This window comes from Winogradskyella pacifica (assembly GCF_003386275.1).
In the GTDB taxonomy this organism is placed as follows: domain Bacteria; phylum Bacteroidota; class Bacteroidia; order Flavobacteriales; family Flavobacteriaceae; genus Winogradskyella; species Winogradskyella pacifica.
This window is the reverse complement of record NZ_QREI01000001.1, coordinates 520,505-541,762: the sequence shown is the minus strand read 5'-3', so window position 1 is coordinate 541,762 and position 21,258 is coordinate 520,505. Positions and strand designations below refer to the sequence as shown.

19 protein-coding genes are annotated in these 21,258 nt (G+C 32.6%); 17 read left to right on the top strand and 2 right to left on the bottom strand.

All coding sequences use genetic code 11. The features are described 5' to 3' along the window. Positions 1-16 precede the first annotated feature (16 nt). The 6 genes from DFQ09_RS02330 to DFQ09_RS02305 all read left to right on the top strand — a co-directional run bounded on the left by DFQ09_RS02330 (position 17) and on the right by DFQ09_RS02305 (position 5,851). Complete coding sequence (locus DFQ09_RS02330; protein ID WP_115807975.1) at positions 17-742, top strand: flavodoxin family protein; 726 nt, start codon at positions 17-19, stop codon at positions 740-742. Between the two features lie 62 nt (positions 743-804). Next, positions 805-1,086: a DUF427 domain-containing protein gene (locus tag DFQ09_RS02325; protein ID WP_115807974.1), complete on the top strand. Its 282-nt coding sequence runs from the start codon at positions 805-807 to the stop codon at positions 1,084-1,086. 9 nt (positions 1,087-1,095) lie between these two features. Beyond that, positions 1,096-2,313 (top strand): bifunctional alpha/beta hydrolase/OsmC family protein, encoded by a 1,218-nt coding sequence (locus DFQ09_RS02320; RefSeq protein WP_115807973.1) that lies wholly within the window; start codon positions 1,096-1,098, stop codon positions 2,311-2,313. A gap of 17 nt (positions 2,314-2,330) precedes the next feature. Further along, a complete protein-coding gene (egtB, locus tag DFQ09_RS02315) occupies positions 2,331-3,488 on the top strand; it encodes an ergothioneine biosynthesis protein EgtB (RefSeq protein WP_115808402.1) in 1,158 nt (385 codons plus the stop codon). Next, a complete protein-coding gene (locus tag DFQ09_RS02310) occupies positions 3,489-4,427 on the top strand; it encodes an L-histidine N(alpha)-methyltransferase (protein ID WP_115807972.1) in 939 nt (312 codons plus the stop codon). A gap of 110 nt (positions 4,428-4,537) precedes the next feature. After that, on the top strand, positions 4,538-5,851 hold the full coding sequence (locus DFQ09_RS02305) for a DUF2254 domain-containing protein (protein ID WP_115807971.1): 1,314 nt from the start codon (positions 4,538-4,540) through the stop codon (positions 5,849-5,851). A 3-nt stretch (positions 5,852-5,854) separates the two neighbouring features. Here DFQ09_RS02305 and DFQ09_RS02300 read toward each other — a convergent pair whose 3' ends face one another. Further along, on the bottom strand, positions 5,855-6,664 hold the full coding sequence (locus DFQ09_RS02300) for an SdiA-regulated domain-containing protein (protein WP_115807970.1): 810 nt from the start codon (positions 6,662-6,664) through the stop codon (positions 5,855-5,857). Positions 6,665-6,748: 84 nt separating this feature from the next. Here DFQ09_RS02300 and DFQ09_RS02295 point away from each other — a divergent pair, with 84 nt between their 5' ends. Then, positions 6,749-7,966, top strand: coding sequence for a BaiN/RdsA family NAD(P)/FAD-dependent oxidoreductase (locus DFQ09_RS02295; protein WP_115807969.1), 1,218 nt, complete (start codon positions 6,749-6,751; stop codon positions 7,964-7,966). Here the strand turns inward: DFQ09_RS02295 and DFQ09_RS02290 are convergent. Beyond that, positions 7,933-10,212 (bottom strand): response regulator, encoded by a 2,280-nt coding sequence (locus DFQ09_RS02290; protein WP_115807968.1) that lies wholly within the window; start codon positions 10,210-10,212, stop codon positions 7,933-7,935. The genes DFQ09_RS02295 and DFQ09_RS02290 overlap by 34 nt on opposite strands. A 188-nt stretch (positions 10,213-10,400) precedes the next feature. Between DFQ09_RS02290 and DFQ09_RS02285 the strand changes: the two genes are divergently transcribed. The 10 genes from DFQ09_RS02285 to DFQ09_RS02240 all read left to right on the top strand — a co-directional run bounded on the left by DFQ09_RS02285 (position 10,401) and on the right by DFQ09_RS02240 (position 21,148). Continuing rightward, positions 10,401-10,928, top strand: coding sequence for a DUF1697 domain-containing protein (locus tag DFQ09_RS02285; protein WP_115807967.1), 528 nt, complete (start codon positions 10,401-10,403; stop codon positions 10,926-10,928). A 79-nt stretch (positions 10,929-11,007) separates the two neighbouring features. Then, positions 11,008-12,111: a diphosphomevalonate/mevalonate 3,5-bisphosphate decarboxylase family protein gene (locus DFQ09_RS02280; RefSeq protein WP_115807966.1), complete on the top strand. Its 1,104-nt coding sequence runs from the start codon at positions 11,008-11,010 to the stop codon at positions 12,109-12,111. Positions 12,112-12,151: 40 nt separating this feature from the next. Continuing rightward, positions 12,152-13,081, top strand: coding sequence for a mevalonate kinase family protein (locus DFQ09_RS02275; protein WP_115807965.1), 930 nt, complete (start codon positions 12,152-12,154; stop codon positions 13,079-13,081). A gap of 65 nt (positions 13,082-13,146) precedes the next feature. After that, positions 13,147-14,049, top strand: a complete 903-nt coding sequence (locus DFQ09_RS02270; RefSeq protein ID WP_115807964.1) for a geranylgeranylglycerol-phosphate geranylgeranyltransferase — start codon at positions 13,147-13,149, stop codon at positions 14,047-14,049. A 107-nt stretch (positions 14,050-14,156) separates the two neighbouring features. Beyond that, positions 14,157-15,017, top strand: a complete 861-nt coding sequence (locus tag DFQ09_RS02265) for a pseudouridine synthase (RefSeq protein ID WP_115807963.1) — start codon at positions 14,157-14,159, stop codon at positions 15,015-15,017. 144 nt (positions 15,018-15,161) lie between these two features. Beyond that, the gene (locus DFQ09_RS02260; protein ID WP_147298310.1) at positions 15,162-15,524 is read left to right on the top strand and encodes a hypothetical protein; all 363 of its coding nucleotides are present in this window, start codon (positions 15,162-15,164) and stop codon (positions 15,522-15,524) included. Between the two features lie 701 nt (positions 15,525-16,225). Then, positions 16,226-17,674 (top strand): type III PLP-dependent enzyme domain-containing protein, encoded by a 1,449-nt coding sequence (locus DFQ09_RS02255; protein ID WP_115807961.1) that lies wholly within the window; start codon positions 16,226-16,228, stop codon positions 17,672-17,674. A 33-nt stretch (positions 17,675-17,707) separates the two neighbouring features. Beyond that, positions 17,708-18,649, top strand: a complete 942-nt coding sequence (speB, locus tag DFQ09_RS02250) for an agmatinase (protein ID WP_115807960.1) — start codon at positions 17,708-17,710, stop codon at positions 18,647-18,649. After that, positions 18,639-19,616, top strand: a complete 978-nt coding sequence (locus tag DFQ09_RS02245; RefSeq protein ID WP_115807959.1) for a deoxyhypusine synthase family protein — start codon at positions 18,639-18,641, stop codon at positions 19,614-19,616. The genes speB and DFQ09_RS02245 overlap by 11 nt, the downstream gene beginning before the upstream one ends. Further along, positions 19,616-21,148: a carbon-nitrogen hydrolase family protein gene (locus tag DFQ09_RS02240; RefSeq protein WP_115807958.1), complete on the top strand. Its 1,533-nt coding sequence runs from the start codon at positions 19,616-19,618 to the stop codon at positions 21,146-21,148. The genes DFQ09_RS02245 and DFQ09_RS02240 overlap by 1 nt, the downstream gene beginning before the upstream one ends. The last annotated feature ends 110 nt before the right edge of the window (positions 21,149-21,258 follow it).

Genomic DNA, 21,258 nt, shown 5'->3' with positions numbered 1-21,258 from the left:
TAAAAAAAACAGAACTATGGATTTTTCAAAACTAAAAGTATTATACATCAATTGCACATTAAAGAAATCACCTGCTGTAAGTCATACAGAAACACTTATGGAGGTGTCACAAAATATTCTAAAAAAAGAGAAGGTTTCTTTTGAAACAATTCGACTTATAGATTTAGATGTGGCCGTTGGTGTGTATCCAGATATGACAGAACACGGTTGGGAAAAAGATGATTGGCCAAGTATTTATAAAAAAGTGAGTGAAGCCGATGTTTTAATCGTAGGAACACCAATTTGGTTAGGTGAAAAATCGTCTGAAGCTCAAAAGCTAATTGAACGTTTGTATGCCATGAGTGGAGAGACCAATGATAAAGGACAGTATGTTTTTTACGGTAAAGTAGGAGGATGTATGGTTACAGGTAATGAAGATGGAGTAAAACACTGCGCCATGGGTATATTATATGCTATGCAACATGTAGGGTATTCTATTCCACCGCAAGCCGATTGTGGATGGATTGGAGAAGTAGGACCAGGACCAAGTTATGGGGATACCAAATGGAAGGATAAAACCATTAACCCACCAGTAGGTTTTGATTCTGAATTCACCAATAGAAACACCACATTTATGACCTACAATCTTTTACACTTAGCCAAATTATTGAAAGAAAATAAAGGCTATAGTAATTACGGTAATTCTCGAGAAGCATGGGACAGTGGTACACATTGGTCTTTCGAAAACCCAGAATACAGATAGAAATTAAGTGAACACAATTAGGAAAAATAAAAGTTCCTGTTAGATATTAAAAAGCAATAGAGATGAAAGCAATTTGGAATAATAAAGTCATAGCCGAAAGTACTGATACTATAGTCATAGAGAACAATCATTATTTTCCTCATGAGAGTATAAATAAGGAGTTTTTTAAACCAAGTGAATTACATTCCGTATGTCCTTGGAAAGGCACAGCATCTTACTATACTATAGAGGTTGATGGCAAGGAAAATAAAGATGCAGCCTGGTTTTACCCAGAAGTATCAGAATTAGCAAAAGGGATTAAAAATCATGTAGCTTTTTGGAGAGGTGTAACAATTGAAGACTAAAATTAGGTTATGAAAAGCACAAAACTCAAAATAAAAAATAGAAAAGGTATAACTCTAAATGCTAATTTAGAATTACCAGCCAATCAAAAACCAAATTACTACGCCATTTTTGCGCATTGTTTTACGTGTAGCAGTAGTTTAAGTGCTGTAAGAAATGTGAGTAGAGCATTAACTCAAAATGGATTTGCGGTTTTACGTTTCGATTTTACAGGTTTAGGTAGAAGTGAAGGCGAGTTTGCTGATAGTCATTTTTCTGCAAATGTTGACGATTTACTAGATGTACATCAATATATGGAAGAGCACTACCAAGCACCAAGTCTGCTTGTTGGTCATTCATTAGGGGGAGCAGCAGTATTAGTTGCCGCTTCAAAACTAGAAACTATAAAGGCGGTTGCTACTGTAGGTGCACCATCAACAGTAAATCATGTAAAGCATTTGTTTTCTCACCAAATTGACGCAACAGATGAAAAAGGACCCGTTGAGGTTAATATTGGTGGACGTCCATTTGTTATTAATAAAGATTTTGTTGAAGAATTTGACAAAACAGATTTACCTTCTATAGTTGAAAATTTACGTAAACCATTGTTAATTATGCATTCACCTTTCGATAAAATCGTAGGTATAGAGAATGCGGAGCAATTGTATAAAAAAGCACACCACCCTAAGAGTTTTATCACTTTAGATAATGCAGATCATTTATTGTCTAAGGAAGAAGATAGTCAGTATGTTGGCGAAATTATAGGGACTTGGGCAAAGCGCTATTTTCCTAAGACTAAGAATAAAATGTTAAGCACAGAGGGAGAACAATTAGTTGGTCATTTAAATATTATTGAAAATAATTTTACTACAGAAATCCAAACTAAAAACCATGCGTTTATTGCTGACGAACCTGCAAGTGTTGGTGGGAGTGATTTCGGTCCTTCACCATACGAATATCTCAATGCCGCATTAGCAGCATGTACGGTAATGACTTTGAAAATGTATGCAGAGCGAAAAAAATGGGATCTGAGAGAAGTATTTGTTTATATTTCACATTCTAGGAAGCATAGCGATGACATGAAAGACAAAACAGACAAGCCAAAATACTTAGATCATATTAGCAAAAAACTAAAATTTGTTGGTGATTTAACGACTGAACAAAAAGACCGTTTAAAAAGTATTTCGTCACGTTGTCCTGTACATAAAACCATAGCGAGTGAAGTTATTTTTGAAACTGAAATAATATAGATTTATACGTGGAAACCATAACAAAACATAGTATTTCAAAAGAACGCTTTTTAGACGTTAGACATCAAACCGAACTGATTTGTAAATCGCTTCAGGCGGAAGATGTATCCATCCAACCCGCAGAATTTGTGTCGCCTCCAAAATGGCATTTGGCACATACCACATGGTTTTTTGAGCAGTTTGTATTGACTGAATATCAGCCAAATTATAAAGTGTTTAACGACGATTTTGCGTATTATTTTAATAGTTATTACAACAATGTTGGCAAACGTGTGATGAGAGCAGAACGTGGTTTAATGACACGACCAACGTTGCAAGAGGTTTTAGAGTATAGAGCTTATGTAAATGCGCAGCTTTCAGAATTTATTTCTAAAGGTGTTTCTGAAGATATTTCAAATATTATCGAAATTGGTTTACAGCACGAACAGCAGCATCAAGAACTATTAATTTACGATATCAAATATATTTTTGGAAACCAGCCTTCGTTTCCTGTTTTAGATTATAAAATTCAATTACAAGCAGAAAACGAACCTCAAAAATTTCTTCAAATTAAAGAAGGAGTCTATGAAATTGGTCATAATATTGAAGGGTTTTGTTTTGATAATGAATTAGGAAGACATAAAGTATATCTTCATGATTTTGAGATTTCAAATCAACTCGTCACCAATTCAGAATACATAGCATTTATAGATGCTGGTGGTTACGAAGATTTTAATTATTGGCATGCTGAAGGTTGGGATTTTGTACAGAATAATGACTTAAAAGCTCCATTATATTGGCATAAGGTCGATGGGAAATGGATGCAATATACGCTTAACGGTTTTGTTGAGGTTAATGGCGACTTACCTGTAACTCACATCACGTTTTATGAAGCTTTTGCCTTTGCACAATGGAAAGGCATGCGTTTACCAACCGAGTTTGAATGGGAGGTAGCGTCACCCAAATTTAATTACGGTCAGCTTTGGGAATGGACCAATAGTGCCTATTTACCTTATCCTAATTACACCAAAGTAGACGGTGCGCTTGGTGAATATAATGGTAAGTTTATGGTGAATCAAATGGTATTGCGAGGTGGCTCAGTGGCGACTTCAAAAAATCATTGCAGACCAACTTATAGAAATTTTTTTCAGCCAGACATGCGTTGGCTGTTTTCAGGAATTAGATTAGCAAAATAAATGACAGATAACTTTTCAAAAGATGTGCTTAAAGGCTTAACTGCTAGAAATAAACACTTGCCATCTAAGTATTTTTACGATGATAATGGTAGTCGCATATTTCAGGAAATAATGAATATGCCAGAATATTATCCAACCAATTCAGAGTTTGAGATTTTATCTATGCAATCCAAACAAATTAGTGAGGCCTTAAAATTTTCAGGACCTTTTAATATTGTAGAATTGGGCGCTGGTGATGGTTTTAAAACGTTTAAACTGTTAGAATATTTAGTGAATAACAATGTGGACTTTCATTATATTCCAATAGACATTTCTCAAGAAGCTATAGATATTCTCACGCAACGATTAAAAGAAAAATTACCAGCTTTAAAAATACATCCAAAAGTGGGTGATTATTTTGAAATACTTAAAGATAATAGACAAAGTGATTACCCTAGTTTATTACTGTTTTTAGGTGGTAATATCGGAAACTACCTAGAAGAAAAAGCCGAAGAATTATTACAGCTTTTTAATAAAAATATGAAACGTGGTGACAAGCTTTTAATTGGTTTTGACTTAAAGAAAAACCCAATTACTATTCAGAATGCGTATTATGACAAGCATGGCATTACAAAGCGTTTTAACCTCAATTTATTGGTTAGAATTAATAGAGAGTTAGATGCCGATTTTAAGATTGATGATTTCGATTTTTATTGTCATTACAATCCAATGACTGGCGATGTAAAGAGCTATATAGTTAGCCTTAGAAAGCAAACCGTACACTTAAAAGCTATAAATGAGTTTATTGATTTTGATTACGATGAATTGATTTGGACAGAACTCTCTAAAAAATACGGATTAGATGAGATAAGTGATTTGGCGAAAAATGCTGATTTTAAAGTAGAAAATAATTTTTTAGATTGTAAGCATTACTTCACGGATAGTTTGTGGACAAAATGATACCGATTAAAACCTAATGCGTTTGGGTTAAGTTATAAAAATATAATGGCGTTTCTTATCGCTAAATTGAAAGATCATTTCAATGCTGCATAATTTTATAACGCACAAACGTGAAAAAGCATTTATACAACATAATAAAGTCATTAGATAAGCTAGAAAGTAATATTGCTTTCTACCCTTCAATCATTAGTCTTTTTGGGATACTTTTTGCGTTCTTCATGATTTATTTAGAGAGCATAGGCATTTCTAAATACCTCGTTGAGCATGCACCAATTTTAGTTGTTAATAATGCCGAAACAGCAAGAAGCTTACTAACCACATTTGTTGCCGGATTAATTTCAATAATGGTATTTAGTTTTTCATTGGTGATGATTTTACTAAATCAAGCCTCTAGTAACTTTTCACCAAGATTACTTCCAGGATTGATATCTAATAGAAGACATCAAATTATTTTAGGTATTTATAATTCCACTTTGCTTTATTGCATTTTTACATTGGTTTCCATAACACCTCAAGGCGATAAATACCAAATGCCTGGTTTTTCGGTGTTATTAGGTATTGTTTTTATGACGCTGAGTTTAGGAGCGTTCATTTATTTTATTCACTCCATTTCACAGGAAATTCAAGTGAATACAATAATGGATAAAATCTTCAAAAAATCGAAATTACGATTAGATAAACTGATTGAAGCCGAAAAGCATATTGATATCGAGTTTGAAGACACCTCTAATTGGAAAGAGATTATGGCAGATTCAACAGGCTATATGCAAGATGTTAGCTTGAATTCTTTAGCCGATTTAGCAGAAGAACATCAATTGAAAATTGAAATTGTGCCTATAAAAGGGGCTTATGTTTTAAAAGGTATCCCGATTTTAAAATATAAAGGTGACAGCGATGAAGACCTAGAAAAAAAGCTAGCAGAAGCCATAACATTTTCTAATAGCGAACTTATAGAGGATAACTACGTACTAGCGTTTAAACAGATAACCGAAATTGCGCTAAAAGCAATGTCGCCTGGTATTAACGACCCAGGAACCTGTATTAATAGCATCGATTATCTTACCGAGTTATTTGCATTGCGGATGACTAAGAAAGATAAAAGTTATTATTTCAGTGAGGATAAAACCGCGCTTATATTTATTAAAACAGTAAGTTTTGAACAGTTGCTTTATAATGTAATGGCATCACTTAGAACCTACTGTAAGCATGATATTATTATTGTGCAGAAGCTGTTTTTAATGTTGCAATATTTACTTCAAAATAGTAATGTATTAAACGAAAACTATAAGAAAGTTGTGATTAAGGAGATAAAAAATCTTGAAAAAGACGCCTTAGATAACCATAAAAATGAAGCAGATATCTCGGTTATAAAATCATGCATCAAAAGGTTGCAACAGGTGAATTCTTTGGGCTATGAGATTTAAGAATTAATTTAAATTAAAAGAATAGATATAGCCTCCTTCAAAATCTTTTCTTTCATCTGTAATGATAATCGTAGAGTCTGTTTTAAAACAAATACCTTCTTTTTGAGAATTGTGATCAAATTTATGTTCAGTGATAGCTCCTGAGAAAAAATCATCAGTCTCAAAATTTGTGATTTTCCATAATTTATCATGATTTAAGAGTATCACTGTTTTTCCATCGTCGCTAATATCGGCTGAGGTGATTTTATTGTTTTTACCATTAAATTTATATTCAGAATGTAACTCTGCAACTTGCTTTCCGATGCTATTCTTAACTTTTAAAACACTGAATTTCTTCTTCTCTTTACTAAAAATGTAAAAGGAGTTATTGTAAATAAAAAAGGACTCGAAATCTTCAGGTTTTTGCTCTTTGGGAAGTGTAAATTCAATGATTTCAGCAACGGCTGAATCGGTATTTAAATCGGCGCGATTTACTTTATAGATTTTAAATGTCTTCCGCTTTTTTTTATTGTTTCCAAAATCTCCTATGTAGATGTTGCCTTCATTATCAGAAGTTAAATCTTCCCAGTCTTTGTTTTTGGCATTGCTGATAAGAATGTTTCTGACGATGTGCCCTTTTTTGTCTAGTCCGATGAGGTTATTGCTATTTCCCGCATCTTGAATCACCCAAACAATGCCAGAATCTTTGCTTATTTCGGCAGCAGATACTTCCTTTAATTCGTTAATAATGCGAGACTCAATTTTTAATTGTCCTGTAGATTGACAAGAGCTCACAATAAATATTAGAAATATTAGTCTTTTGATGTATATCATTGTAATTTTATACTTTGACTCAAAGTAGTATTAGTCATTAAAAAACACAAATAAAAACTCACAAAATCTTCTTAATAAAACGGTTTGAATACGCAAAAAGATATTATAATTATTGGTGGTGGAGCTGCAGGTTTTTTTGCAGCAATTAATATTGCAGAACAGCATCCGGAATTGTCTGTTGCCATCTTAGAACGTGGAAAAGAAGGTTTGCAGAAAGTAAAAATTTCAGGCGGTGGACGTTGCAATGTAACACATGCCGAATTTATACCGTCAGAACTGGTACAGAATTACCCACGAGGAGAAAAAGAACTTTTGGGACCTTTTCATCGTTTTATGACAGGCGATACGATTGCTTGGTTTGAAGAACGAGGTGTAGAATTAAAGATTGAGGATGATGGTCGGATGTTTCCAGTTTCAAATTCATCGCAAACGATTATAGATTGTTTTTTAAATGAGGCTGAAAAGCACAATGTAGACGTGCTTTATAATCATTCGGTAAAGACTGTAAAAGCATTAGAAAATGAGTTTGTCATTGAAACTTCTCATGGGGACTTTCAATCTAAAAAGCTATTAATTGCCACAGGAAGTAATCCTAAGGTTTGGAAACTTCTCGAAGATTTAGGACATACCATTATCAACCCTGTACCATCACTTTTCACTTTTGATATTAAAGATCATCGCATCAAGGATATTCCTGGTGTGGTGGCTAAAAATGTAGAAATTAAAGTGGTCGGGACCGATTTAGAATCTAACGGACCATTGTTAGTTACACATGTTGGAATGAGTGCGCCAGCCATATTAAAACTCTCTGCTTTTGGAGCTGTAGAATTGGCGAAAATGAATTATAATTTTAAGATTGTAATTAATTTTATTCAATTAGATTTTAAATCTTGTTTAGAAGAACTGAAAAACTTCAAGCAAGAATTTGCAAAAAAGACAGTCGTTAAATTAACGCAATTTGATTTACCAAAACGCCTTTGGAAACAATTAGTTTTGGCTTCAGATATCAGTGAAACAACACGATGGGCAGATCTTAATAAGCAGCAATTAGAGGCTTTTTCTAATCAGTTAACTTCTGCTGTTTTTCAAGTTACAGGAAAAAGTACGTTTAAAGAGGAATTTGTGACGGCTGGAGGTATTGATTTAAAAGAAGTGAATTTTAAAACTTTTGAAAGCAAGCGTATTCCTAATCTATATTTTGCAGGTGAAGTTATAAACGTAGATGCCGTTACAGGAGGTTTTAACTTTCAGAATGCATGGACGAGTGCTTATATTGCTTCAGCTTCTATAGTGTCGCACTGATTTAGGTTATGGCCATAAGCGGTAATTATAGCTTTAAAATCTTCAAAAATATATGGTTTTGTAATAATTTGATCGATACCTGCAGCTTCAGATTTTGAAGAAATTTCATTAGAATTTAAAGCGGTTAAGGCTAAAATTGGAATATTGGGATTAAACATTCTTATATGTTTGGTTACGTCATAACCATCCATGTCTGGCATATTAATATCCATTAAAACCAAATCAAAATCTTTTGCCTTCACGAGAGATATAGCTTCTTTACCATTAGATATTGTTTGACAGCTATAACCTTCTATTTTTTCGATATTCTTCTTAGTAATTAATAAGTTAATTTTATTATCATCAACAATTAAAACATGCATATCTCTTTTTGGTAAAGCAGCAACAGTACTTGTGCGCTCTACTTTTGTTGAAAGCTGAAATGTTATTTCGAAGAAAAAACAAGTGCCCTCGTTTGGTGTTGAAACAAAATCGATATCAGAATTGTGGCTTTTTAATAAGGTTTTTACGATGTATAATCCTAAGCCAGAACCACTACTGTTTTTATTTAAAAACGTCTTATTTTCAAAAGCACTAAACACAACAGAGCGATGTTCTTCTTTGATTCCTATACCCGTATCTTTAACTTCAAAACGTAAAGTGATTTCTTTATCATTTCTGCTTTTTTCAAAAACATTGATAGAAATATGTCCCTTTTTAGTATATCTAATGGCGTTGTATGCTAAATTGATTAGTATTTGGCTAAAGGCGACTTTGTCTACTAAAATATATTCATTTTTGTCTGATTCATCAATATAGACATTGAGTTTTAAATCTTTGTTTTCAGCTGCGATGGCAACAGTACTAACAACGTGGTTAACAATTTTTTCAATTTTATCTGGTTTTAATCGAAGGTTTTTATCTTCAAATTTTAACCTATTAGCTTGCAAAATATTATCAATTAAAATAGATAGGTAATTACTAGATGATATTAGTGAATCTAAATACGATTGCTTTTTAGTATCATCACTCTCTTGGTCTATAAGTGTTGCTAATCCGCTAATACCATAAATTGGGGTTCGTAATTCGTGACTGAGTATTGAGAAGAATTCTAATCGATCTTTATCAATGGCAAGAAGTTTAGAGTTTGAGGCTGTTAAGGCATCATTAATCTTACAAATATTCTTTCTGGCCTTAAAATAAAAGTAAAAACTAGTTAGTATTATGGCTAAAGTAATACTCATAATTATGGTACTAACTAAAAATATTTTTGAGGTAAGTGCGTCTTGTTTTCGGGTTTCGTTTGCTAAAGCTAACTTTTGCTCTGCATCTAAGATTTTATAAACCAAGTCACCATTTCTGCTGTTTTTGGCTTCAATATTTACAAGGGCTTCGTATTTGTAGTTGTCAGATTTTAAAATATATTTATTAGCAGAATCTAAATTTTTCTTAGCATTTGTATAATATAAATATTTATAATAATTGAATGTGGCTATTTTTCTGTAAGAGTTAATATCGGTATTTAAAGATGCTTTTAACTCTTCATTATTTATAGAAAATAAGAGGCGATAATTCGTGGGATTTGACTGGTCTACTTTAACTTGTGCAAGCGCATTATAATATTTAAAGGACTGTATTAAGTTTTCTTTTAAGTTTTCAGTATGATATTCTTTAGAAATATTTAAAGCTGCAAAATCGGTAGTGTTTAAGAGCTTTAAACCCATACTAGAAACTTCTAATAAGCTCTCATTATTAAAGTCGTAATAATCTCTTTTTATTTTGTTTTCTAAATTTAGAAAGTAAATTTCGCTGTTTAAAGATTTTGAAAGTTGTTGGGCCTTTGGGTAAATACTATCAAACTTTGCGTAATTTTTTTCTTGAGTGTATGTGTTTAGTAATCCAGATAGAGCGAGATCCTGTCCTTTCTTATTGTTTAATGAATCATAGATTTGTAATGCTTTTTCAAGGTAGCTTTCTGCTTTCTTAAAATTAGCCATTTTTGCTAAAACATTTCCTAAAGCATTATATGATTTGGCCTGCGTGGTCTTTAAATTATGTTTTTTTGAAAAACTTATCGCATCATTTAAAAGAATTGTCGCCTTATAAAGACTATCATTTTTAACCAATAAATCCAGTTTGTAACTGTCAAAAGTATAAGCTGCAGTGTTACTATTAGTTACAAGTTTTTCTTGAGCATTAATAAGATGCCAATTAAAAAACAAGAGCGTAAATAATACAATTACAGCGTTTGATTTGGGGAAACACATGTAGTTAGGGGGTTATTACAGCAAAATTAAACTTTTTATCAAACCAAACAACATTTAATCGGCTTTATTTGCATTTTGAAGAATTGATAGTTCAGAATAAACACTTGTTCTTAGTTATTTTTACTGTGGTTTGCTTGGAGATGTGTTTTAACTATATTTACACTAGGATAATAACTTAGAATTATTAAATGCAAACCTATATCGCACTTTTACGAGGCATAAATGTTGGTGGACACAGAAAAGTGCCAATGGCTGAGCTAAGAGAATTGTTTGCAAAATCAGGATTGATAAACGTAAAAACCTATATTCAAAGCGGAAATGTTATTTTTCAATCTTCAAATAGTGATTCAAAAAAATTAGAAAATAATATTCAAAAGTTCATTTTAGATCAATTTGGTTTTGAAGTCCCTGTTTTGGTTAGAACGAAAGATGAGTTAACTACAATTTTTAATAATTGTCCTTTTATTGATGCTAAAAAAACAGAAAGTTATTTTGTGTTTTTAAGTGCAATTCCAGATAAGATATTAGTTAAAGAGGCTTCTCAAAAAACATATCCAGATGATGAGTATGTGATTCTTAACGACTGTATTTATCTCTTTTGTTCTAACGGTTATGGTCGCGCAAAATTCAATCTGAGTTATTTTGAAAAAAAGTTGAATAGCAATGCTACTGCCAGAAACTATAAAACAATGGTAAAACTACTGGCATTGTCATAAGAATAAAGATAAGACCATTAGATATTTCTTATTTTTGTAATATATAATTGAACGCGCATTGTCAATTCAAGATTAATACATGACAGAACAAGACTTTATACCTAAAAGCTACAATTCCACACTAGAAAATGGTTCCGTAAAATGGGCATCACCAAGTAATATTGCTTTGGTAAAATATTGGGGGAAAAAGAAAGATCAAATTCCAGAAAACCCATCGATTAGCTTTACGCTTTCAGATTGTAAAACCATAACTGAAATCACTTTTACTAAAAAAGAAAGTGCAGATTTTAGTTTCGATATTTATTTTGAAGGTGAAAAAAACGAAGCGTTTAAACCAAAGATTCAAACCTTTTTTGAGCGTATTGAAATTTATATGCCTTTTTTAAAGGACTATCACTTTAAAATTGAAACTTCAAACACCTTTCCTCATAGTTCTGGTATTGCATCTTCAGCATCAGGCATGAGTGCGATTGCTTTATGCTTAATGAGCATTGAACAGTCATTAAGTTTGGTCACTGAACGTAGCCGAAGTGACATGGAAGAATCTCAATCTTATTTCAATCAAAAAGCATCATTTCTTGCACGTTTAGGATCAGGAAGTGCTTGTAGAAGTATAGAAGGAGAACTTGTAGTTTGGGGAAAAAATGAAAGTATTGAGGCAAGTTCAGATTTATATGGAGTAAAATTTGAAGGAGAGGTACATTCAAATTTTAAAAATTATCAAGACACTATTTTGTTAGTTGATAAAGGTGAAAAACAAGTGAGTAGTACCGTTGGGCATCAACTAATGTATGGTCATCCATTTGCTAAAGAACGCTTTTCTCAAGCGCATGATAATTTAGCAAAACTGAAAACAATTTTAGCTTCGGGTGATTTAAATGAATTTGTGAAAATTGTAGAAAGTGAAGCCTTAACGCTTCATGCTATGATGATGACGAGTATGCCGTATTTTATATTAATGAAGCCAAATACTTTAGAAATCATTAATAAGATTTGGGCTTATAGACAAAAAACGGATTCAAAAGTTTGTTTCACACTAGATGCAGGAGCCAATGTTCATGTTTTATATCCGGAAAATGAAAAAGAATCGATCCTAGAATTTATTAAGAATGAATTGGTTAGCTATTGTCAAAATGGACACTACATTTGTGACCAAATTGGACTTGGCGCCAACCAAATATAATTTTAATACGTATATTTGTTAAAGAAACTGCTATTAAAACATGAAGGGACCACTATTTTATTCTAAAATACTTCTATTTGGAGAATACGGAATCATTAAAGATTCTAAAGGCTTATCTATTCCTTATAATTTTTATAATGGAGCACTTAAGAAAGATGAAAATCCTACTGAAGAAGCACTAAAATCTAACGAAAGCTTAAAGCGTTTTGCTACGTATTTAAAGGGGTTGGATAAGGATTTAGTAATTTTTAATAGCAATAGATTACAAAAAGATGTTGATGCTGGTATGTATTTCGATTCTTCAATTCCGCAGGGGTATGGAGTAGGAAGTAGTGGGGCATTAGTAGCTGCTATTTATGATAAATACGCTAGTGATAAAATCACTGTTTTAGAAAATTTAACGCGCGAAAAACTATTGCGATTAAAAACTATTTTTTCTGAAATGGAATCGTTTTACCATGGTAAATCTTCAGGTTTAGATCCGTTGAATAGTTATTTAAGTTTGCCAATTTTAATCAACTCTAAAGATAATATTGAAGCTACAGGTATTCCTTCTCAAAAAGCAGAAGGGAAAGGAGCTGTGTTTTTATTAGACAGTGGTATTGTTGGAGAAACTGCACCAATGGTGAGTATTTTTATGGAAAGCATGAAAAACGAAGGCTTCCGTAGCATGCTTAAAGACCAATTTATAAAACATACGGATGCTTGTGTCGATGATTTCTTAAAAGGTGATATGAAATCACTATTTAAAAATACCAAGCAATTATCTAAAGTTGTTTTGAATAATTTTAAACCTATGATTCCTGTTCAATTTCATGAACTTTGGAAAAAAGGCTTAGATACTAACGATTATTACTTAAAGCTTTGTGGTTCTGGAGGTGGAGGTTATATTTTAGGATTTACCGAAAACATAGACAAAGCAAGAGAAGCGCTTAAAGGGCAAAAATTAGAGGTCGTTTATAACTTCTAAATTTTTGGTTTTGTAATAGAGCGCTTAAATATGCTGTTGCTTAAGAATTTCATATCTTCAAAATAATGTTATCAAGACGGCAGAAACACATTTTACTCAAATTTTTCAGCCTCTTTTCTGTAGTTAGAGGTTATAATATTTTAGTTGTTGTAATTGCTCAATATCTAGCGTCAGTATATATTTTTGCACACGATAAACCTGTTAAATCTGTACTTTTAGATCTTAACCTTTTAATGCTTGTAATGGCATCTTCGGCAACCATAGCTGGTGGTTATATTATTAATAATTTTTACGATTCCGAGAAGGATTTAATCAACAAACCGAGAAAAACAATGCTAGATCGTTTGGTGAGTCAAAACACTAAACTCTCATTTTACTTTGTTTTAAATTTCTTAGCTGTCGTATTCGCTAGCTATGTCTCTTTTAAAGCCGTTATCTTTTTTTCAATATACATTTTTGCGATATGGTTATATTCTCATCGCCTAAAAAAACAACCTATGGTTGGCAATATGGTATCTGCTATATTAACCGTAACTCCGTTTTTTGTTATTTTTATCTATTATCAAAATTTTGAACCTGTAATATTTGCGCATGGTTTATTTCTGTTTTTGCTAATCTCCATGCGAGAACTTACAAAGGATTTAGAGAATTTAAAAGGAGATTTAGCATTAAATTATAGAACTATCCCTGTTGTTTATGGTGAAAAGGTGTCTAAATTAATGCTAACTATAGTTGCTTTTTTAACAATTATTTCAGCAGTTATTCTTATTCTGTTTTTTAAGATTGGTCACATGTATTACTTCTTCTATCTTAGTATTGTGTTTTTGTTTCTTTATCTCATTATTTTGCTGAAGTCTAACAAGAAAAACCATTATCTCATACTTCATAACATCTTAAAATTTATTATTGTACTTGGTGTATTTTCTATTCTTTTAATTGATGTTTCCGTCGTTTTAAATAGAATTTAGAACCAATTTTATTGGCTTTCTTAAATATTCTAATGCCTCGCTATAAACATCTTAAATAATTAAGCACTAGATATAAACTATTGTTTATCTTTGCAAAAAATTGAAACATGAGCAGAAATCAAGATAGCAAAGGAAAAGGAAAGACTTCAGGAAGAGGAAATGCTAATAGCAAAACGAATAGTTCTGCTAGAGGGAACGCTCCTTTTAATAAGAAATCACCAACAGTTAATAAGACATCTTCGTCTCCAAGATCATCAAATCCAGATGAGATGCGTTTAAATAAATACATTGCCAATAGTGGTGTATGCTCGCGTCGTGAAGCTGATGAGAATATCGCCATTGGTTTGGTTATGGTTAACGGTAAAGTTGTTACCGAAATGGGTTACAAAGTAAAACGTTCAGACGATGTTCGTTTTGATGGGCAACGTGTTACACCAGAACCTCCAGTTTATATTTTATTAAACAAGCCCAAAGGTTTTGCAACAACTACAGCAGAAGGTAAAGGAAGAACAGTTATGGATTTAGTAGCTAATGCAACAAGTTCTAGCATTAAGCCAATAGGTCGTTTAGGTAGAAATTCTTTAGGTTTATTATTGTTTACTAATGATGATAAAGTCGTTCAGAAGTTTACAAACTCTAAAAACGGAGTACCAAGATTATTTCAAGTTGAATTGGATAAGAATCTGAAATTTGAAGATTTAAAAAAGATTCAAGAAGGTTTTAAAGTTGAGGGTAAGCTAGTTTCTGTCGAAGAGATAAGCTACATTCAAGGTGAATCTAAAAGCCAAGTAGGTATTAAGATAAAAAATACAGGTAACACCATTTTACGTACAATATTTGAAGAACTTAATTACGATATTGTAAGAATTGATTGTGTTGCGATTGGTCATTTAACAAAGAAAGACATTCCTCGTGGTCACTGGAAACACCTTACAGAACAAGAGGTGAATACCTTAAAAATGATATAGTTCTTAGTCTGTAAGTCAGCTTTTTACATTTTTACATTACCGTTCGTCGAATAAATGGTTCATTTTGTCGACCGATTGTAGGATTTTTATATATTGCCGCCCCAATCAATTAAAAATAACCTACTTATGAAAAATGTTAGACTTATGTTTTTGCTTTTGCTTATGGTGAATTGTACAACAGATTCACCCGAAATACAGGAAAGGTCAGATGATTTAAATTATCAAGTACTCAATTGTATCGATGATTTACCACAACTTAAAATTACAAACAACGGTACGGACAGTTTTGATTTTGCCATTTACGGACAAGATTATAGCCAACTGTATTCCCAGGCATTATCCACCTCAGAAAATACCGGTTGGCTCGAATTGTCTAATTACGAAGTTATTGTTGTAGCAACAAATGACGTTGTTTACGGGCAAAAATTGGAATTAACACTTGTGCCTTGTGATGCAATGGAAATAGAGATTGATGTAAACAATGGACTAATACTTGTGGGCATCTAAAAAAAATTACACTATATAAATGCGCTTATCTTTTTCTTATAAAAGGGGAAGTGTCGTTTATACAATAAGTTAAAAAAGCACCCAAGATTGGGTGCTTTTTTTGTGGGAATCTTAAATTCAGTTTCTTCAAAAAGAATAAGTATGCTATTATTAATGGTGATTAACACAAAAATAATACTATTATAAATTGAAAAACAGCCTGTGCTTTTAGTCCTTGATGTTCTGTTTTAGAAAATTCTTTAATTCAACATTAATTGATGTTTTATTCCCAAATATTTAAGTCAAAGTCAACGCTTTTAATTAAGATTTACAGTGTTTTATTCTTGTTAATGTCTTTTAATACAGTGTTTTGAAAAATAATTCAAATATTTAAAAAAAAAGATTAACGTATTAAAAAATAATATACATTTGTAATGAAATTGGTGTCGATCTAACAAGATTATAAAGTCAATTTTAGCTGAACAATTGAAACATGTTTTTATGTTCGGGTTCTTGAAAATTAGGAAGTCATATTCAAGAGCAGCTTATAGATTAAGTAACCGAATTTTAGAGCTAACTTCCGCATCTGCGATTGCTGCTAGTCAGCATATTTATGGTTTTGTACCTACTACACAAAGCCAAATTCAGGTATGATATAACGTAACCTTAACACTTTTTACGCTTATATTTTTTAATTTACACTTGAATATTTACTTTATAATATGAATAATAAATATATTGATCTGATCGATCAATCCTTTCACTTTCCACAAGATGAATTTAAACTTGAGGATAAACAACTGCATTTCCATGATATTGACCTAATGAAATTGGTTGAAGAACATGGCGTGCCATTAAAATTTACATATTTACCTCAAATATCTAATAACATTCAACGTGCAAAGACGTGGTTTGCCGATGCCTTTAAAAAGCATGATTATAAAGGCAAATACAACTATTGCTACTGTACTAAAAGCTCGCACTTTAAACATGTTTTAGATGAAGCTTTAACGAATGATATTCATATTGAAACCTCTTCTGCTTTTGATATCGATATTGTAAAAGCACTTAAAAAAGAAGGTAAAATTACAGATAAAACGTTTGTATTAAGTAACGGTTTTAAACGTGAACAATACGTAACTAATATTGCTGATCTTATTAATAGTGGTCATAAAAATTGCATCCCTATTATAGATAATTATGAGGAAATCGATTTGTTATCTGAAGAAATAGATGGAAAATTCCAAGTTGGAATCAGAATCGCTTCAGAAGAAGAGCCTAAGTTTGAGTTTTACACGTCTCGTTTAGGAATTGGCTATAAAAATATTGTACCTTTTTATAAAAATCAAATTCAAGATAATAAAAAAGTAGAGTTGAAGATGCTTCATTTCTTTATCAATACAGGGATTAGAGATAATGCGTATTATTGGAATGAATTGCACAAATGTTTAAAGGTGTACACGTCTTTAAAGCGAATTTGTCCAACTTTAGATAGTTTAAATATAGGAGGAGGATTTCCGATTAAAAACTCATTGGCTTTCGATTTTGATTATGCCTATATGGTTGATGAAATTGTGAATCAAATCAAACTAGTTTGTGAAGAAGAAGAGGTAGATACACCAAATATCTTTACTGAATTTGGAAGTTTTACCGTTGGCGAAAGTGGAGGAGCATTGTATAAAATCTTATACCAAAAGCAACAGAATGATCGTGAAAAATGGAACATGATTAATTCATCTTTCATTACTACATTACCAGATACTTGGGCAATTAACAAGCGTTTTATAATGTTGCCTATTAACCGTTGGCACGATAGTTATGAGCGTGTCCTTTTGGGAGGTTTAACTTGCGATAGTGACGATTATTATAACAGTGAGCAGCATACTAATGCTATTTATTTGCCTAAATACAATAAAGACAAACCATTATATATCGGCTTTTTTAATACAGGAGCTTACCAAGAAACGATAGGAGGTTTTGGTGGCTTGCAGCATTGTTTAATTCCAACTCCAAAGCATATTTTAATTCAACGTGATGCCGATGGGAATTTAAACACAAGAGTATTCGCGGAGCAACAAAAAAGTGAAAACCTGTTAGGTATTTTGGGCTATGAACCAGAAACTAAAGTTGAAGCAGCTAAGGCTAATTCGATTTCAAAATCAAAAATTTAAATTAAATTTCTAATTACTTAGAATAACTTAATAATGAAAACAAAAACTTACGCTGGTATTCCAGAAGAATTAGCAAAATTAGAAACTGCTAAAATTGTATTAATCCCTGTACCTTATGATGGTACAAGTACATGGCAAAAAGGTGCTGATAAAGGTCCTGATGCGTTTTTAGATGCTTCAGAAAATATGGAGCTCTATGATATTGAAACAAGTTCTGAAGTGTATCAACAAGGTGTGTTTTTAGCAGATCCTGTTACTGAAAATGCGTCGCCAGAAGCGATGGTTGAAGCGGTACATCAAGCCACTAAAAAATACATTAAGAAGAATAAATTTGTAACTGTTTTTGGAGGTGAGCACTCGGTATCTATCGGAACCATTAGAGCATTCAATGAAATGTTTGACGATATCACCGTTTTACATATCGATGCGCATGCCGATTTACGTGAAAGCTACGAAGGTTCTACATGTAACCATGCGTGTGCTGTTTATGAAGCGAGCCAAACAACGAACTTAATCCAAGTTGGTATTCGTTCAATGGACATCATTGAGAAAACAGTAATGGATGAGGAGAAAACGTATTTCGCTCACGAAATGGCTGTTGATGACAGTTGGATGGATTCTGCAATTGACCAAATGACAGATAACGTGTTTATCACATTTGATTTGGATGCTTTTGATCCTTCAATAATGCCAAGCACAGGAACACCAGAACCGGGAGGTTTATTATATTATGAAACACTCGAATTCTTAAAGCAAGTATTCGAAGAAAAGAATGTTGTTGGATTTGACATCGTAGAATTATGCCCAAATGAAAATGAAAAATCATCAGATTTCTTAGCGGCTAAATTATACTACAAAATGTTGAGCTATAAATTTAGAGACCAAAATATTGAAGATGGTTTCGAAAGCAATTTCAACGACTCAAATAACTCAGGAAATAAAAAATCTAAATTTGATACAGAAGATGACTACTAATAAAGGAGAAATTTCAAAATTTATAGAAAAGTATTATTTACACTTTAATGCAGCGGCTTTGGTGGATGCAGCGAAGGGGTATGAAGATCAGTTAAATTCTGGCGCAAAGATGTTAGTGTCTTTAGCGGGTGCAATGAGTACTGCAGAATTAGGTAAGATTTTCGCCGAAATGATTCGTAAAGATAAGGTGCAAATAGTGTCTTGTACTGGTGCGAATTTAGAAGAGGATATCATGAATTTAGTGGCACATAGCCATTATAAACGTGTGCCAAACTACAGAGATTTAACACCTCAAGATGAGTGGGACTTACTTGAAAAAGGCTTAAACCGTGTCACAGATACATGTATTCCTGAAGAGGAAGCGTTTAGACGTATACAAGAGCATATTGTAAAAATATGGAAAGATGCTGAAGCTAAAGGTGAACGTTACCTTCCGCATGAATATATGTACAAATTGTTATTGTCTGGTGTTTTAGAAGAGCATTACGAAATAGATATTAAGGATTCTTGGATGTATGCCGCAGCAGAGAAAAACCTTCCTATTATTTGTCCAGGTTGGGAAGATAGTACTATGGGGAATATTTTTGCAAGCTACGTGCTTAAAGGTGAATTGAAAGCTAGTACCATGAAATCTGGTATTGAATACATGACATTTTTAGCCGATTGGTACACAAATAATTCGCAAAATGGTATCGGATTCTTCCAAATTGGAGGAGGTATTGCTGGTGATTTTCCGATTTGTGTCGTACCAATGTTATATCAAGATATGGAACGTCCAGAAACACCTTTCTGGAGCTATTTCTGTCAAATTAGCGATAGTACAACCAGTTACGGGTCGTACTCTGGAGCGGTGCCAAATGAGAAAATTACTTGGGGTAAATTAGATATTAATACCCCAAAATTCATCATTGAGAGTGATGCTACTATTGTTGCACCTTTAATTTTTGCTTATCTTTTAGATATGTAATGGAAGAGCATAGAATTGATAATATAGAATTAAGTTTTTTAACGGTTGGAGATTTTGAAGAATTAAAATCAGCAACCTTAGAAGCGTATGGTGGTGTTCTAAATTCCTATTGGAAAAAGGACCATATTGCACGTTTGACTTCTATTTTTTCTGAAGGGCAGGTGGTTATTCGCATCGACGGTCAATTGGCTGGTTGCGCGTTATCTTTAATTGTTGATTACGATAAAATTGATGATAACCATACCTATGCGGACATTATAGAAGGTGATAAATTTAAAAATCACGATCCTGATGGAGATGTGCTTTATGGAATTGATGTTTTTATAAAACCAGAATTTAGAGGCTTACGTTTAGGACGTCGTTTATATGATTACCGAAAAGAACTATGCGAAAACCTAAATTTAAAAGGAATTGTATTTGGAGGTAGAATGCCAAATTATTACAAGTATAAAGATCAATATTCACCAAAAGAATACATTCAGAAAGTAAAACATAAGGAGATTCACGATCCGGTTTTAAACTTTCAGACGTCGAATGATTTTCATCCAATAAGGATTATAAAAGGGTATTTAGAAGGAGATACAGCGTCTAGTGAGTATGCGGTGCTAATGGAGTGGGATAATATTTATTATACCAAGCCTAATAAAAAAGCGAGTAGCGTTAAAACTGTAGTCCGTCTAGGATTAATTCAGTGGCAAATGCGACCATACAGTGGCTTAGATGACTTAATGCAGCAAGTAGAATACTTCGTAGATAGTGTTTCTGCGTATCGTTCAGATTTTGCGGTGTTTCCTGAGTTTTTCAACGCACCATTGATGGCTAAGTATAATCATATGCACGAGCCACAAGCGATTAGAGAACTAGCAAGTTATACGCAGACTATTGTAGAGAGAATGCAGCAATTATCAATTTCTTACAATATCAATATCATTACGGGTAGTATGCCTGAAGTTGTTGATGATGTGCTTTATAATGTGGGGTATTTATGTCGTAGAGATGGAAGTTTAGAGCGTTATGAAAAAATTCATGTGACCCCAGATGAGGCTAAAGTTTGGGGAATGCAACGAGGTCATCAGTTAAAAACCTTTGAAACGGACGCTGGAAAAATTGGAGTTTTAATTTGCTATGATTCTGAATTCCCTGAATTATCAAGGTTATTAGCAGATGAAGGTATGGATATTTTATTTGTTCCGTTTTTAACAGATACCCAAAATGGTTATTCTAGAGTACGTTTGTGTGCGCAAGCAAGAGCTATAGAAAACGAATGTTATGTTGCTATTGCTGGTAGTGTTGGTAACTTACCAAATGTAAATAATATGGATATTCAGTATGCGCAATCGGCTGTGTTTACGCCTTGTGACTTTTCATTCCCTAGTAATGGTATAAAAGCAGAAACGACACCAAACACAGAAATGATATTAGTTGCTGATGTAGATTTGGGATTATTAAGAGAATTACATTCCTTCGGAGCGGTGAAAAATTTAAAAGATCGTAGAAAAGATTTTTATGATGTTATTCGAGTAAACAAATAAGTATTATATTTAAAAAAAAATTAGCATCAGAAATAGTATTACAAATGAAATAGCCGCTGCTAAAAGTTTATCACGGAGAATTAATTTTGAAATAACTATAACATCTGACA